The sequence below is a fragment of the Paraburkholderia tuberum STM678 genome, from assembly GCF_902833905.1.
Lineage (GTDB): Bacteria > Pseudomonadota > Gammaproteobacteria > Burkholderiales > Burkholderiaceae > Paraburkholderia > Paraburkholderia tuberum.
This window is the reverse complement of record NZ_CADFGP010000009.1, coordinates 197116-212692: the sequence shown is the minus strand read 5'-3', so window position 1 is coordinate 212692 and position 15577 is coordinate 197116. Positions and strand designations below refer to the sequence as shown.

Below are 15577 nucleotides of genomic sequence, written 5' to 3'. Positions count from 1 at the left end.
GCGGTGTTTTAACGCTGCAGCGGCTCCATCGAGTCGACGTTCGGCTCACCGCTCGTCTTGTCGATGCTGAGCTTCACACGCCAGTCGACCGGCGCATCGAACGGCAGCTTCGCGAGCGCGGTTTTCACGAGCAACGGCAGTGCATGCAGCGGGTCCGCGTCGCGATCCATGAACACCGCGCCGACCTTGTAGCGCTCGGCGCCGCTCGCGTAGTCGAAAAAGCGCAGCGTCAGCGCGTGCTGATACTTGCGCCCAAACAGCAGCGCGCCTGGACCGTCGCTGCCCGCGCCGCAATCGGCGGGCGCGCAATCCTCACCGCCGATGCCGATCGACGCCGGCCGCGTGCTATACGCGATCGACAGCAGATAATGCGCGGGCTTGCCCGCCGTATCGACGAACCCGTGTTTCGCCAACTCGTCGCGCAACAGCTTTTCGACTTGCGGATGATCGGCGCTGTCGTCCTGCGGCTGCGTGCGCGCGAGCGAATAGGTCTGCTCGCCTTGCAGCGCAACGGCGCGGTCGGCGCCGTTAGCGGAGACGGTGTGCACGTCGGCGCTCAGGCCCGCGCAAGCGGTGAGGCTCGCCGCGGCCAGCGCGGCACAGAGGTGAGCGATCTTTGCCATTGTTTGTTTTCTCTCTAGTACATCGAATACGTCAAAGGCGCATCAGACGCGCGGTGCGATCGATTCGTCGAGGGGCGCGTCGTCGAGCGCGGGCAGCCAGATCGTGAAGGCCGTCCCCTCGCCGGGCGCGCTGACGACTTCGACGCTGCCACCGTGGCGCGTGACGACGGTTTTGACGAACGCCATGCCGAGTCCCGCGCCGCCCACTTCCGGCCGCTCCGCCTCGTGAAAACGGCGAAAGCGCTCGAACAATCCCGCTTGCTGCTCCTCAGGAATGCCATAGCCCTGGTCGCGGATCGTGCACGACACGCGCGGCGCCTCGCTGCCCGCGCGCTTTGCCGCCGGCTGGCCAGCGAAGCTGCATACGATGCGCGTGTCGGGCGGACTGTACTTGACCGCATTGTTCAGGATATTGACGAGCGCGCGTGTCATCAGCGAGCGGTCGGCGCAGATCCAGGGATCGTCGTCGGCGTCGTCGGCGGATTCCGTATGCAGCGCGATGCGCTTCGCATGCGCCTGCGGCCAGACCTCGTCGCTCGCATCGATGACGAGTTCGGTCAGACTCAGCGGCTCGAGCACATAGGCCTGCGATTCGGCGCGCGCCAGTTGCACGAAGTCGTCGGCAAGCGTGAGCGCGCGTTGCGCGTAACGTTCGATGCGCTCCAGCACGCTGCGCGCGAGCGCAGGCTCGGTCCGCGCGCGCTCGATCTCGACCAGCGCAATGATCGACGCCTGCGGCGAGCGCATGTCGTGCGACAGCAGCCGCAGCGCGTCTTCGCGCTGACGCTCGGCCGCATGGAGCGCCGACACGTCGACGAGACCGGCGATCCAGCCGGTCGTCTCGCCCTGCGCGTTGGTGCAGGTCGCATAGCGCAGCAGATGGTCGCGCTCGTTCGCGTCGCGCACCTCGACGCCCTGCGCCATCAGCGCCGCGAACTCGCCGCGCGTCGGATCGAGGAGCGCCGGCCAGTGCGCGTGCGCGGACAGACTGCGCTCGTTGTCCGTGGCCGCGCCGGTATCGATCGTCTTCACGAGCGTGAGACCACCGAGCACGCTCTGCATCGGCTGGCCTTCGGGCATCGGCGCGCCTAGCCGAGCGAAATGCGCTTTCGCCGCGTGATTCGCGATCAGCACGACGCCGGCCACGTCGCTGACGAGAATCGGCTCCGGCACGCTATCGAGGCTGCCCCACACGAAGCGCTTCATGTCCTGCACCCGTTGCGCGGCCTGCGCCATCAGCGCCATGTGCTGCGCGAGCACGTCGCCGCCGAACTCGCGGCGGCGCTTCGGCGTCTCGGGCAGCAGATGCGGCTCGTCGGCGAGACGCTGCAGTTCGCCGCGCAGATACGCCATCGTCATTTCGAGGCGTCGCCAGTTCCAGATCGGATAGACGATCACGACGCCGAGGATCGCCGGCACCGGCGAGATCCACAGCCTGCCGCCGTACAGCAGCAGCGCGCTGCCGGTCGCGGCGAGCAGCACCAGCGCGCCGGTCAGCAACAACGAGCGGCGCGGCGACAGCACGAGGAAGCCGGCGAGCAGCGCGGCGAGCGGCCCGAGCGCCGCCGCGAACACGACCCACAGCGCGACCGGCTGGATCTCGCGGCCGCTCAGCAGCGTGTCGAGCACGTTCGCGTGGATGTAGACGCCGGGCAGCGGACCGAGCTCGCCCGATACCGGTGTCGCGAAGCGGTCGTACAGACCCGACGCCGTCACGCCGATCACGACGATGCGCCCGCGCAACTGATCGGCCGGCACCTTGCCGGCGAGCACGTCGGCGAAACTGAGCTTTGGGTAGTTCGCGGCGTTCGGGCCGAACGGAATCAGGAAGCGCTCTTCGCCGCCGTCGTCGCTGCCGCGTGCGGGCTCGTTCGAGGGGCGCGGCGGCAGGCCGCCGCGCAGATGGAGCTTGCCGTGTTCGACCGCGTCGGCGACGAGCACCGTCAGTTGCGGCCAGCGCGAGCGCTCGTCGCCCTGGAAGCGCGCGACGCTGCGCACGATGCCGTCGCTGTCCACTTCGAAATTGATGTGACCGAGCCCGGCAGCAGCCTGCGCGAGCGGCGCGACGGGTTCATCGACGGTGCGCTTGCCGCTCGCATCGGGCGGCGTCAGCAGCACGGGCAGATAGGTCGGGCTCAGCGCAATTGCGTGGGCGAGCTGGGCGTCGTCGACATTGGGCTCGGTGAACAGCACGTCGTAGATCACCGCGGCAGGTCTGGCCGCGGCGATCTGCTCGAGCAGCCGCGCGTGCACGCTGCGCGGCCACGGCCAGCGGCCGAGTGCGTCGATGCTCGCGTTGTCGATCTCGACGACGACGATGTCGGACAGCCGCGGCTGCTCGCGCAGCTTCAGAAACTGGTCGTACACCAGCAGATCGATGCCGGCGCCGACGCGCCCGAACGACGTCAGCAGGATCACCACGAGACCGAGACAGCCAACGCTGACCCACTCGATCAGAAAGCGCCGGCCCGCCCGCCGTCCGAGACGGGCGCGCGGGTCGAGGCTCAGTCGCGTAGAAGTGGCGGGCATGGACGATATAGTCGGGAACGGGAGGACGGACCGGCCAGCAGGCCGGCCCCGAGAATCTACCCGCGTCAGGGCGCAAGCGTAAAGGAGCGGACCGGACTGCTCTTTTCGTAGAAGCGGCCGTTGTCGAACTGCTCGGCGACGATCGTCCAGTAGTAGACGCCCGGAGGCAGATCGCTGATCACGAGTTCGCCGCCCGGCAGATCGGGGCGATCGATTACCGGATGGCTCAGTTCGGCCGTGTTCGCGAGCAGGAAGCGGAAACGGGTCGGCACGTTACTGCGGCTGACGAACCAGCGGAACTCGTAGTCGCGGCTACCCGCGCGCTGCGCGGCCGAAGCGTCCAGCCCCAGCTGGCGGCGCTCGAACGCGTACACGTTCGGCAGGCCGTCGAGACCGTTGCTATCGGTCGACGCGACGCGCACGAAGTACGTGCCGTCGGGCAGATCGCCGAAGTCGGCATGCGGCGCGCTCACGCGCAGGTCTCGCACCAGGTCCAGTTGATCGGCGTCGTGCGAAATCTGCAGCCGATAGCCGACCGCGTGCTCGGCCGGGTTGACGTCGAACGCGACGCTCTTGCCGTCCTGCACGCGCGCCGGCCGCGCGAGCGCGGGTGCGGGCAACAGCTGGACCGGACTGCCGACCGCGCCGCCCGAGTGCGTAACGTTGCCGAAGCTTGCCTCGACCAGCTGCTCGGAGGCCTGCAACGGCCTGCCTGGCGCCGGCGCGGCGCTCTGGCCATGCTGCGTGGCCGGATCGACGCCGACCGCGCCGTCGAGCACCGCCACCGCGGTGGTTTGCGTGTCGCCGTCGTAATCGACGCGAAAACGCGTGCCGCGCACTCCGGCGACCACCGAAGGCGAACGGATCTGGAAGCGATCATCGCGTCGCTTCGCATGCGTGACCTGGCTCTCGACCTCGCCGGCGCGCAGCTCAAAGACGCGATCGGCGACGCCGGTCAGCGTGACGTGCCGCAGTCTCTCGATATTGAGTTCGCCGTTCTGCGCGACCGTCACGTATGAGCCGCTGGGCAGCTCGAGCGTCGCGAACCCGTTCGTGCCGGTGCGCAAGCGATCGCCTTCGGCAAGCGTTTCACCGGTTTTCAGCGGCAGATAGGGGCTCGAGTCGAACGCGTGCTCGACCGGACCGCTGGTCGCGATCACGCGAGCCGTGTCCCGATCCTGGCGCAGCCTTCGGGACGGCAAACGCAGCACGATGCCGGCCGCCATGCGGCGCGGCGCGGGCACGTGATTGAGGCTGCTCAACAGCGCCCAGTCGGTCGGATCGGCCATGTAGCGGGCGGCGATGTCATACAGCGTGTCGCCCTCGTGCGTCGTGTACGAAGCGTAGACCGGCGACGCCTTCGCTCCGGTCTTGCCGCGCGCGGGCTGCGCGTGCGCGAGCGCGCTCCAGCCGGTCGCGCCCGTTGCCATCAGACAGGCCGCGGCAAGCCACGCGGCGGCGCGGCGGCCGGGCATGGCGGCGCTGCCCGATGCCGCCCCATCCACGCAGACCGTCACGCTTCCCCCGCTTCTTCAGTGGGTTCGTCGTCGGCGGCCGGTGGTGTGCCGGTTTCGATCCGCTCGAGGCGGTAGCCATAGCCGTAGATCGGCGTGAGCCGATAACCGTGCTCGGGGCGCAGACCGAGCTTGCTGCGCAACATCGACACATGAGTGTCCATCGTGCGCGACGGGATGTCCGTGGCCTGCTTCCAGATCACGTCGAGAATGTGTGCGCGCGACAACGGCCGGCTCATATGCTGGAACAGCAGCAGCGCGAGTTCGAACTCTTTCTGCGTGACGGAGACCGGGGTGCCGCGGACCACGACGTGCTTGACGCTCAGGTCGAACTCGAAGTCGCCGAATACTTCCCTCGTTGCCGGCGGCTTCAGGTAATACGCGCGCCGCAGCAGGGAACTGACCCGCGCGAGCAGCACGGCGCCCGACACGGGTTTGACGAGATAGTCGTCCGCACCGGTATTCAGAATCGAAGTGATGTCGGTTTCGCGGCCGCGGCTCGTCATGAACAGCACCGGCAGGCGCTCGGACAGGCTTTCGCGCACCCAGCGAAGCACTTCTTCGCCGGACATGTCGGGAACGTTCCAGTCGAGCACGAGCAGATCGAACGTCTGACGACGCAACTGGCGCACGAGTTCGCGCCCTGCGCCATACGCGTGACAGACGTGTCCAGCGGCGGACAGCGTTTGACACACAAGGTCGGCCTGAGCCGAATCATCATCGAGGACTGCAATTCTCATAACACCCCACAACGCAACAGCGCCTTCATGGCTGACGGCCGGTATACCGGCTGACGACCGGGATGACGGCGCAGCACCGCCGATCCGGCTTCCCAAAAAATTCCGGCTGTTACTTTCTGATTAATGGTCCCTCGCCGTACCCCGCCATGACGCTGCTTTCATGAAGCGGAAATCAGCGCATAAATGTAATTTCCATAGCGATTATGCAGGGCAGATCATGATAATCGAAAACCTTCTTTCTTCCCGTTTGCCTTGTACCGGCAATCCGTCGCGAAAAACCCTAATCAGAAACGGCTGACGCGTTTTTCAGGTTTTTCTGGTCTGCCACCACTAGCCGGCGCCGGAAGGAAGTGACACTGCGGACGGAAGATCCTTGCTGGTGCGGCTTTTAGACCATGCTCGCTTATCGGCTTTAAGATTCCTTTCAGGTACTCTTATTTAACAATTGCGCGTTCAGTATAAGAATAATCTCAAAAGAAATCGTTTAAACATTGTTAGATTTTGTCCCGGCCGAGTTGTCATTCGAGGCAGTCGGCCTGGTCGGGCGAGCAACTCAAAGCCCTCGTTTTGAATGAGACATTCGACTGCTTCACATTGTTGGCCGACGCGATGACGCGCCGCGAGACGGACCATCAGCGAGTGATGCGCAGCGTTAGGGCCGCCGGAAAAAAAATGCGGCGCTGCCCCTGTCGAAGCAACGCCGCTCACAAACACTACACACGCTCGCCGGGGTCTAACCGCACGAGTAACGTCACGTTAGCCGAGAGAAAAGCCGTGCTCAAGATGAAAGAACTTCCTTTGTAACCGTTGGCGAAGTAGTTATTACGCGCCGCACCAGCGGCGCGCGACGCGCAAGTCCTACACAGCGCGAGTTCGAAATTGGTATGAGTTAAAGTCCCCATCGACGGTAATTTACATACACAGACGCTTTGTTACAGTGTGGCCCCGATTGGCGTTGCTGCGGCGCGTCAGATTTCCCCCTTGCGTGTCTGCGCGGCCCGTCTGCGTTGCCTCGTTCGGTCGCTTGCCCGCGCGTTCAACGCGCGCCTTCGATGTCCGGCATAGGCGCGAACAGCGCGTCGAGATCGTCGTCCGAGAACTTTGCGGCGCCGGCCGCATCTTCCGCGAGAATGCTGTCGGCGAGCCCGGCCTTGTGCTCCTGCAACGCGACGATCTTTTCCTCGATGCTGCCGGCCGCGATCAACTTGTACACGAATACCGGCTTGTCCTGTCCCAGCCGATGCGCGCGGTCGGTCGCCTGGTTCTCGGCGGCCGGGTTCCACCACGGGTCGTAGTGGATCACCGTGTCGGCGGCGGTCAGGTTCAGCCCCACGCCGCCGGCCTTCAGGCTGATCAGGAACAGCGGCACCTCGCCCTGCTGGAACCGCTCGACCGGGCTCACGCGATCGGCCGTGTCGCCCGTCAGCATGACGTACGGGATGGCGGCTTCGTCGAGCGCCTCGGCGATCAACGCGAGCATGCCGGTGAACTGCGAGAACAGCAGCACGCGGCGTCCCTCCTCGATCAGCTCGGGCAGCATCGACAGCAGCAGATCGAGCTTGGCCGAGCGTATCGCGCGCTCGCCGCCGCCCGTGGCAGCGCCGTCCGCGATACCGCTGGCGGTGCGCACGAGCCGTGGATCGCAGCACACCTGGCGCAGCTTCAGCAACGCATCGAGCACGATGATGTGGCTGCGCGCGAGCCCCTGCGCGCTGACCGCCGCGCGCACCTTCTGCTGCATCGCGGTGCGCACGGTTTCGTACAGGTCGCGCTGCGCGCCTTCGAGATCGACCGGACACACGATCGTCGTCTTCGGCGGCAGCTCCTTCGCGACCTCGTCCTTGCGACGGCGCAGCATGAACGGCCGGATGCGGCGCGCGAGCAACGCGCGGCGCACGTCGTCGCCGTTCTTTTCGATCGGATTGCGCCAGCGTCGCGTGAAGTCCTTCTGGCTGCCGAGAAAGCCCGGCAGCAGAAAATCGAATTGCGACCACAGCTCGCCGAGATGATTCTCGAGCGGCGTGCCCGTCAGGCACAGCCGATGCCGCGCCCGCAAGCCGCGAATCGCCTGGGCGGCTTTGGTGGTCGCGTTCTTCACGTACTGCGCCTCATCGAGAATCAGCAGATGATAGTCGTGCTCGGCGAGCACCTTCTGATCGCGCCACAACAGCGCATAAGTGGTCAGGATCAGCTCGGCTTCGCCGATCTGCTCGAAACGCTCCTTTCTCTGCGGCCCGTTCAGCACCAGCACTGTCAGCTCCGGCGCAAAGCGGCGCGCTTCCTCGCGCCAGTTGTGCACGAGCGTGGTCGGCACGACGATCAGCGCGGGATGCGTGAGCCGCCCCGCTTCCTTCTCGGCGAGAACGTGCGCGAGCGTCTGCACGGTTTTGCCGAGGCCCATGTCGTCGGCGAGCACGCCGGCCAGATCCTGTTCGCGCAGGAACTGCATCCAGTTCAGGCCCTGGTGCTGGTACCCGCGCAGCTCGGCCTTCAGCCCGCGCGGCACCGGCACTTCGCGCGGGCCCGGACCGGCTTGCAGACGGCGTGCGAGCTCGCGGATCGAATCGTCGCCGCTGAACTGCCAGCGGCCGGTGTCGTGCAGCGCATCGAGGCGACCCGCATCGACCGCGGGCACGCGCAGAGGCGCGCCTTCGGCAAGCGCGCCGCCGAGCGAATCGAACAGATCGACCAGCACGCGCACCACCGGCTTCAGACGATCGGCGCGCAACCGCAGGCGCTTGTTCTCCTCGGTCTTCAGCTCGATCGGCTCGTCGTCTCGAATACGCTCCAGCGCGCCAGAGAGCCAGCGCCGATCGCGCCGGAACAGATCGGCCAGCAGCGGCTCGAGCCGCACGTTGCGCTCGCCGACGCGGATGCCCATCTCCAGATCGAACCAGCCATCGCCAGCCTGCTGCGCGGTGCCGTCGATCGCGTCGATCTCGATCACGTTGTAGCGGAACTCGGGCGCCATCGTCACGCGCCAGCCCTTCGCGACCAGATCCGGCACCGCGTCGTTGACGAACTCGGACCACGCGTCGGTGTCGGGCAGTCCGAGCATCGTGTCGGGCAACAGACGCGACGCATGCAGGTTGCGCGTCGGCACCTTTTGCAGACCGGTCTTGCGCAATTCCAGCAGACGCTTTTTCTCGGCGTCGTAGCGCCGGCGGATGTGAATCACGTCGCCGCCCGGCAACGGCACCAGCGTCACGCTGCTGTCGGCGTTGATGCTGACACCGTCGTAGTCGAAGCTCGCGGCGGCCAGTTCTACCGCGGCGGACTTGCGCTCCGCGGCCTTCGCGGTTTTCGCGGTTTTCGCCGTTTTGATGCCCTTCCCCGCGCCGGGCAGCGCATGGCTGTTCAGCGTCAGCACCGGCACCGGTTCGACGTCGATCACCCGAATCGCGGGCGCGTCGTGGGTCGGCGGCAGCGGCAACTCGGGCGCGATCTCGCGCAGCACCGACGCGACGAGCGGCGCCTCGGCGAGCGAGATCGGCGGCATCGCGAGGTAGTCGGGCAGTTGCTGGAACGGCAGCGACAGTGGCACGACGCCCGCCTCGTTGGCGACGCCGTCCACGTACCAGACCGGCTCGGTCGGCAGCACCATGCTCGCGCGCGGTTCGGTGCGCAGTACCGGGCGCAGGCGCTCGTCGGCGAGCGGCTCCCATTCGATGCGCCCGAGGCGGTCGGCGGCGCGCGCGAGCGGCGTGGGTCCGGCCTGGCCCGGCGCGATCTCGAAGTCGAAGAACAGGCGCCCGGTCGCGATCAGCTTCTGCAGCGTTTCCGCGCCACTCGTGCCTCGCAGCACGAACTGGCCCAGGTCCTCGCGCGAGCGACCGAGCCATAGGCCGCGGAGGATCGACAGGTCTTCGTCGGACACGAAGCGCGGCTGCCTGAGCAGCGCGCCCTCGACGTCGCCCCAGCTGTCGCCGACTTCGACGATCACGCCGTCCGCGTCGCAACGCGCGCGATGCAGCACGACTTCGTGGCGCATATGAAAACGCGACCAGTTGAGCCGATAGGCGAGCGTTTCCTTGCGCGTGGCGTCGAGCTTCCGGGCGGCGTCTTTTTCGGCGGCGTCGGCCGCGCGGGCGCGCGCGCGAAAACGCTCGAGCCAGCTGACCAGTTCGGGTCGCACACCTTGAGATGAAGATGGAGACGGTGATGGCGCCGGCGGCGCGCCCGGCACCGTAATCCGTCGCGCAATGAACACCTCCGACGTCGCCGGGTCACTGCCGTCCTCGACCTGCGTGATGTGATCCATCTCGTCGTGGTAGTCGAGTTCCGCGAGCAGCAGCGCCGCGACGTGCTTGCAATTGCGGCCGACCGGGCACGTGCATTTGCCTTCGGCCGACGGCGACCCGCCATCGGTGCGAAAGCGAACCCGCGTCAGGTACGGCCGCGGCTGCGAGCCCTGCACGTCGCCCGACAGCGTGTCTCCCTGCCATTTGACGTTGCTGACCGCGCCTACCGAGCGCGCCTTGGCGACGGTGTGCTCACCGAGCCATTCCGCAATCCTTTCCCGATCGAAGAAAACTGACGACATCCGCGTGCATTCCTGTTCAAACCGGCGAAGGCAAGCGCGCGTGGATGACTGGGCGCCGCGCGACGCCCGGCCGATTCTGTCCAGTTGCGATTTGCCAGTGATAACCGGCCATTTTACGCGTTGGACGAAAATCGCCAGGGCGGCCGATCTGGACAGTTCGGGAGCAACCCGGTCAAGCCGCGGTTCGACCCATATTAGCGTTCGCCGCGGGCCATGCTGCCCCACACCCCGTCGCGCAGGATCAGCCCATGCAACAACGCCGCCGCCAGATGCAGCAGCACCGTCGCGAACAACGCGAACGCGAGCCACGTATGCAGCGCGCGCAGCAGCGCGAACAGCGCGACGTCGTGCGGTGCGATCGGCGGCAGATGCAGCGGACCGAACAGCGTGACCGGATAGCCGGCCGCCGATAGCATCGCCCAGCCGATCAGCGGCATCGCGAGCATCAGCCCGTACAGCACGAGGTGCGACGCATGCGCCGCGATTCGTTGCGGCTTCGACATGCGCGCGGGCAATGGCGGACTGCCGCGCATCACGCGCACCGCGAGCCGCACCAGCACGAGCAGCAGCAACGCGATGCCGAGCGGCCGATGCAGCGCGACCAACGCATCATGGGCACGCGATACCGTCGCCACCATGCCCACGCCGATAAACAGCATCGCGACGATCAGCGGCGCCATCGTCCAGTGCAGCAGCCGCGCGAGCGGACTGAAGTGAGTGCGGGTGCGCGTCATGAAGGCTCTCCGTTTGGCCGGGTTCGATGGATCTCGGGATGCAGCGCCTCCTCGCGCGTGCGGCGTTGGAACGACTGTGCGTAAGCCGCAGAGCGCGCGGCGAGCAGCGGATCGTCCGATGGCGCGATGCCGGCGGGCACGATCGTCGGATCGAAGTTGATGTCGCGGCAGGCGCCGTCCTCCTGCGACGTCGTGCGTTCGATCACGAGCGTCCCCGCGTCGACGCGCTGGCGGTCGTCGGGCCACTGCAGCGTCGCGTCGCTGGTCGGGTCGCCCGGTTGCGCGACGGTCAACAGCAGATGCCAGCGCAACGGTCCGTGTTGCAGACGCTCGTCGAGATCGGCGGCGAGGAAGTTCTTTTCGGCCTGCTGCGCCGCGGTGATCGGCGCGTAAGGCGTGTCGGGCACGACGGCCCAGCGCACGGCGCGCGTCGTGCCGTGGGCATCGGTAAACAGAAACGCGTCGATGCCGTAGTATGCGGCGTTCGCGAGGCTCGACGACGGCGCGTGCGACTTGACCCAGCGCTGGAACGGCTGCGTCTCGGGATTGGCCGCGTAGAACGCCTTCAGCTTCGCGGGGTCCGGTTTGCCGGTCGCAGGGTCGGGCTTCGCGGCCAGCAATTGCTGATAGAACTGCGCTGGCGTATGCACCGCGAACACCGGCGTCGAGTTCATGCCGGTACGCCACTGTTCGCCATCGCGAAGCCGGAACTGCAGCGCGAGACTGCGCACCGGCGAGCTCGTATCGGGCGCGGACGGATTGCCGCCGGGCACCGCGAAGCGACCCGACACCGGCGTGCGGCCCGGCGCGAACACTGCCGCGTGCGACAGCGCCGCGCCATTGCCGTTGCTGTCGAAATAGCCGTCGACGCACAGGCCCTTGGCGTGATTGCGTCGATAGCCGGGATGCGGGCCCGCGACCGCCTCGAACGTATCGATGATGCGCGGGGCGGTCAGACGCGCGGGCGTCAGCCACCCCGCGGCGTAGGCGAAGCCGCCCGCAAGCGCGAGCGCGACCGCGCCGATCGCGGCGAGCCGGCATGGCACGCAGATCGGCCGCGGGTCGGAGCCGGAGGGGTTGGGTTTGGGTGCGAAGGGTGGTGTCACGGAAACTCCTTGCCGGATGGATCGATGATTCGATCGATGGGTCGATCGAATCATCGACCAACGTACGGGCGAACACGCCTCGCTACGGTCTATTCCATCCGGCCCTGGCGCGCACATTCAAACCCATTCGCGCGCCAGTGGCCGATGCTGCTTCAATGGGTGCCAACAGCCGGCGCTCCCGAGTTCGCGACGTGGCTCGCGGCGAGCGCCTGCTTGCGCTGCTCGACCTGACGTGCGAACACGGGACTGACATCGGGATACGACGCGTCGGTGATGTAGTCGAGACCGTTCTGCTGCGCCTCGATCAGTTCCTGGTACACCTGAGCGCGTGTCTTGCCCTGCGCAAATGCGCTCGACGAAGCGGCGAGAACGACGAACGACAAAGCAACGAACGAAAGTTTTTTCATGATCGACTCCTTGGAGAGTTGTGCGGGTTCGCACCAGGGAGAACCACGGGTGGGCAGCGTTTATTCCTGTATTCGTGGCGTGAAAAAAACATCGCCGGCGCGGGGAATAAATGTCTCCGCCGCCGTGTTAGCCGTCCGATAGCAGCAATCAAGACCGCGCATCATCATGACCTCGACTCACCGCCCCTCCGGCGCTCCGCCCTCCGAAGACGACATCCAGGCCTATGCGGACGGCACGCTGACGCCCGAGCGCGCCGCGTCGCTGCGCGACTATCTCGGCAAGCATCCGGCGGAAGCACGGCGTGTCGCCTTTTACGACCGCTTGAACGCACAGATCCAGGCCACCTTTCAGACCGCCGAGGAGCCCGCGCCTGGGCGCCTCGGCGGATCGCGCCCGCTGCGCATGCGCCCGCAACCGGGTGGTCGCGCACGCCGAACGCTTGTCGCGCTCGTCGCGCTCGCGCTGATGCTGAGCGCCATCAGCGGTTGGCTCCTGGCGACTCAGGTGTCGGCACGAGCGCTCGATAATGCCGCCGTGATGGCGCTCGCCGAAGCCACCGCACGGCCCTTTTCCTCGGCATCGCCGACGCGCGTCGATCCAGCCGCGCCGGATCTCGGCGCGATCGGCCTGCGCCTCGTCGAGCAACGCGTGCTGCGGCTCGGGCCATTGCAGCGCGCGGACGAACTCGTCTATCTGAACGGCGATCAGCAACCGGTGGTCGTGCTGTCGGCCGCGGCGCCGTTTGCGCGGGAAGAGCCGCAGTGGGCCGCGCGCCGCATCGGCGAGCTGCGGCTGTTGACGTGGACCGCGCAGCGGCAGCGTTTCGTCGTCGCGGGCAATGCGCGCACCCACGGCCTGATGCGCGCCGCCGACGTGATGAGCGCGCGCTGACGCCGGTGCGTGCGGCCCTCGCGGAATAAAATGCGCTGACAGGTGTTTGCAGTTCGAACGCATCGTGCGACGGAAGCCTCCGCGACCGGCCCGGCGCGTATCGATACCGACGCGAGTGAAGCCGATGCCACCCCCACGCCCCTTGACCGGGATCAACCATGGATGTCCGTGACGAGTTGATCGAGCACGTGCCGCGTCTGCGGCGCTATGCGCGGGCGCTGATCAACAATCGGGAGCTCGCCGACGACCTCGTGCAGGACACGCTCGAGCGCGCGCTCGGCCGCACCCGTCTGTTCCAGCCGGGCACCGATCTGCGCGCGTGGCTGTTCACGATCATGCACAACGTCTTCGCGAATCAGGCGCGCAAGGCGTCGGCGCGCGCGGTCCACGTCGCGGTCGACGACGACAGCATCGCCGAAAGCGAGCTCGCGGTGCCGTCGGGCCAGACGCGTTCGCTCGAAATGCGCGACCTCGACTACGCGTTGCAGCGGCTGCCGGTCGAACAGCGCGAGGTGGTGCTGCTGGTCGGTCTCGAGGAGATGAGCTATGCCGATGTCGCGCTCGCGCTGAACGTTCCGATCGGCACGGTGATGTCGCGGCTCTCGCGCGGACGCGAACGGCTGCGGGCTTTGATGGCGGGCGCCCAGCCCGGTGCGAAATTACAGGTGGTGCGATGAGCGAGCCGCAAATGCCGATCGGCGAAGAAGACTTGCACGCGTACGTGGACGGCACGCTGTCCGGCGAGCGGCGCGACGAGGTGGAGCGCGCGCTCGAACAGAATCCGGAGCTGGCCGCGCGCGTCAGCGATTACTTTTCGCTCAATGGTCTGCTTCACGAGCGCTACGACCGCGTGCTCAGCGAGCCCGTGCCGAAGCGTCTGCAGACCGGTGTGCCGCGCCGCGCGCGAGCGGCCGCGAACTGGCCGCGTTTTGCCGCGCAGTTCGCGGGCATGGCCGCGGCGCTCGTGCTCGGCGTGGGCATCGGCATGCACAGGAACGATCTGATTCCACCGGTTGCGATCGATCGAACCGACCCTGGGGCCGAAACGCAAGCCGGAAATCGTCCGGTCAGCGCGGACAGCGCCGAGGGCTTCGCGCGCCAGGCGGCGCTCGCGCACGTCGTCTACATGCCGGCGATCGACCGGCCGGGCGACATGAGCGCCGATCGCGAGCAGGACTTCGTGCAATGGCTCGCGAACCGGCTCGGCACCGAGGTCCATCCGCCGATGCTGTCGAAGAGCGGATTCATGCTGTCGGGCGGCCGCCTGCTGCCCGGCGACGACGGTCCGACCGCGCAGTTCATGTATCGCGGACCGAACGGCGAGCGCGTCACGCTGTGCATCTCGCATCGTCGCGAGAACGCGAATACGACCGCGTTCAAGCTGTATCAGGCGGGGCCCGTCAACGTGTTCTATTGGGTCGACGGCGATTTTGGCTATGCGGTGTCGGGTGGGATCGATCGCAAGGAGCTGCTGCAGCTAGCGCATGATGTCTATGCGCAGTTGACGGGGGCCGCGCCCGGTTGAAGCGGATGGGTTCCGCGCCGCGCGGTTCGCGCATCAACGTCGTGTCCTCTCCTGCCCCGACATGGCCGTGTCATCGCGCGCGGCGCCGCGCAGTTCACGCGGCGTTGCACCGAGCAAACGCGACATCCAGTGCGCCATATGGCTCTGATGCGCAAAGCCCGTTTCGAGCGCGATCTGGCTTGCGCTGAGGCGTCCCTGCAGCAGCAGCGTTCGCGCGCGCTCGACCCTGCGCTGTACCACGTACTGATGCACGGGCACACCGAGCGTGTCGCGAAACAGCGCCTTGAAATGCGGCACGCTCAGTTGCGCCTGCGCGGCGAGCTCGTCGAGCGTCAGACGCTGATCGAGATGCGCGTCGATAAACTCGATCACACGTGCGGCCGTGCGCGGCGCGAGCGTACGCCGCAGGTTGCCCGGCATGGCTTCGACGCCGATCAGACGCACCAGCATCGCCGTACACAGACTTTCGGCGTAGAGCGGATCGGACGCATCGTCCGCTTCGAGCTCCGCGCGCAGCGCCCAGGCGAGATGCTGAAAGCGCGGATCGCGCATCTGGAAGCGCGGGCGCAGCTGCGCGTCGGCCGAGTTCAATGCGAGTTGCTCGACGGTCCGTCGTGCGAAGTCCTCGGCAAACCAGACGCTGAAAATCGTGCAGGCGGCGTCATCGTTCCACTGACCTTCGAGCCCCGCGGGGATCACGTCGGCGTCGCCGTGCGCTTGAATCCGCGTGTGGCGGCGCGCATCGCACAGACAGCGCGCAGTCACCGGCGCACCAACGTGCACGCCCACGCGATGATGGCGAAACGCGGACATCCGATGCAAACCGGCCGACACGTTGACCAGCTCCGCACCGAAGCCTTGCCAGCCAAGCGCCCTGCTCGTGCGCACGGCGATGCGCGAGCCGCCGTGCGGCGCCGGCGCGGGCATCGGGGTGACGGCGTTCATCGCTTGTCTCCTGAGTGAG

The 15577-nt window shown here is 67.0% G+C and carries 12 protein-coding genes; 3 read left to right on the top strand and 9 right to left on the bottom strand.

Going from position 1 to position 15577, the window contains the following annotated elements; all coding sequences use genetic code 11:
• Positions 1-8: 8 nt before the first annotated feature.
• The 8 genes from HWY30_RS10700 to HWY30_RS10665 form a co-directional block, all read right to left on the bottom strand.
• Complete coding sequence (locus HWY30_RS10700) at positions 9-623, bottom strand: DUF4136 domain-containing protein (protein ID WP_090805919.1); 615 nt, start codon at positions 621-623, stop codon at positions 9-11.
• 42 nt (positions 624-665) lie between these two features.
• Positions 666-3152, bottom strand: coding sequence for a CHASE2 domain-containing protein (locus HWY30_RS10695; RefSeq protein WP_090805921.1), 2487 nt, complete (start codon positions 3150-3152; stop codon positions 666-668).
• 65 nt (positions 3153-3217) lie between these two features.
• Positions 3218-4669, bottom strand: a complete 1452-nt coding sequence (locus HWY30_RS10690) for a FecR family protein (RefSeq protein ID WP_090805922.1) — start codon at positions 4667-4669, stop codon at positions 3218-3220.
• Positions 4666-5406 (bottom strand): response regulator transcription factor, encoded by a 741-nt coding sequence (locus HWY30_RS10685; RefSeq protein WP_090805924.1) that lies wholly within the window; start codon positions 5404-5406, stop codon positions 4666-4668. The genes HWY30_RS10690 and HWY30_RS10685 overlap by 4 nt, the downstream gene beginning before the upstream one ends.
• 1036 nt (positions 5407-6442) lie before the next feature.
• Positions 6443-9949 carry a DEAD/DEAH box helicase gene (locus HWY30_RS10680; protein WP_090805925.1) on the bottom strand — a complete coding sequence of 1169 codons (3507 nt, stop codon included), beginning with the start codon at positions 9947-9949 and terminating at the stop codon, positions 6443-6445.
• Positions 9950-10143: 194 nt separating this feature from the next.
• Positions 10144-10683, bottom strand: coding sequence for a cytochrome b (locus HWY30_RS10675; RefSeq protein WP_090805927.1), 540 nt, complete (start codon positions 10681-10683; stop codon positions 10144-10146).
• Entirely contained in the window at positions 10680-11735 is a 1056-nt protein-coding gene (locus HWY30_RS10670; RefSeq protein ID WP_425199367.1) for a catalase family peroxidase, read from the bottom strand. The genes HWY30_RS10675 and HWY30_RS10670 overlap by 4 nt, the downstream gene beginning before the upstream one ends.
• A gap of 206 nt (positions 11736-11941) precedes the next feature.
• Complete coding sequence (locus HWY30_RS10665) at positions 11942-12196, bottom strand: DUF4148 domain-containing protein (RefSeq protein WP_090805931.1); 255 nt, start codon at positions 12194-12196, stop codon at positions 11942-11944.
• 166 nt (positions 12197-12362) lie between these two features.
• Between HWY30_RS10665 and HWY30_RS10660 the strand changes: the two genes are divergently transcribed.
• The 3 genes from HWY30_RS10660 to HWY30_RS10650 all read left to right on the top strand — a co-directional run bounded on the left by HWY30_RS10660 (position 12363) and on the right by HWY30_RS10650 (position 14613).
• Positions 12363-13088, top strand: a complete 726-nt coding sequence (locus tag HWY30_RS10660; RefSeq protein WP_090805932.1) for an anti-sigma factor family protein — start codon at positions 12363-12365, stop codon at positions 13086-13088.
• 158 nt (positions 13089-13246) lie between these two features.
• On the top strand, positions 13247-13765 hold the full coding sequence (locus HWY30_RS10655) for a sigma-70 family RNA polymerase sigma factor (protein ID WP_018421072.1): 519 nt from the start codon (positions 13247-13249) through the stop codon (positions 13763-13765).
• Positions 13762-14613 (top strand): anti-sigma factor family protein, encoded by an 852-nt coding sequence (locus tag HWY30_RS10650; protein ID WP_090805934.1) that lies wholly within the window; start codon positions 13762-13764, stop codon positions 14611-14613. The genes HWY30_RS10655 and HWY30_RS10650 overlap by 4 nt, the downstream gene beginning before the upstream one ends.
• A gap of 33 nt (positions 14614-14646) precedes the next feature.
• Here the strand turns inward: HWY30_RS10650 and HWY30_RS10645 are convergent, their stop codons facing one another.
• Positions 14647-15558 carry an AraC family transcriptional regulator gene (locus HWY30_RS10645; RefSeq protein ID WP_090810058.1) on the bottom strand — a complete coding sequence of 304 codons (912 nt, stop codon included), beginning with the start codon at positions 15556-15558 and terminating at the stop codon, positions 14647-14649.
• Positions 15559-15577 lie beyond the last annotated feature (19 nt).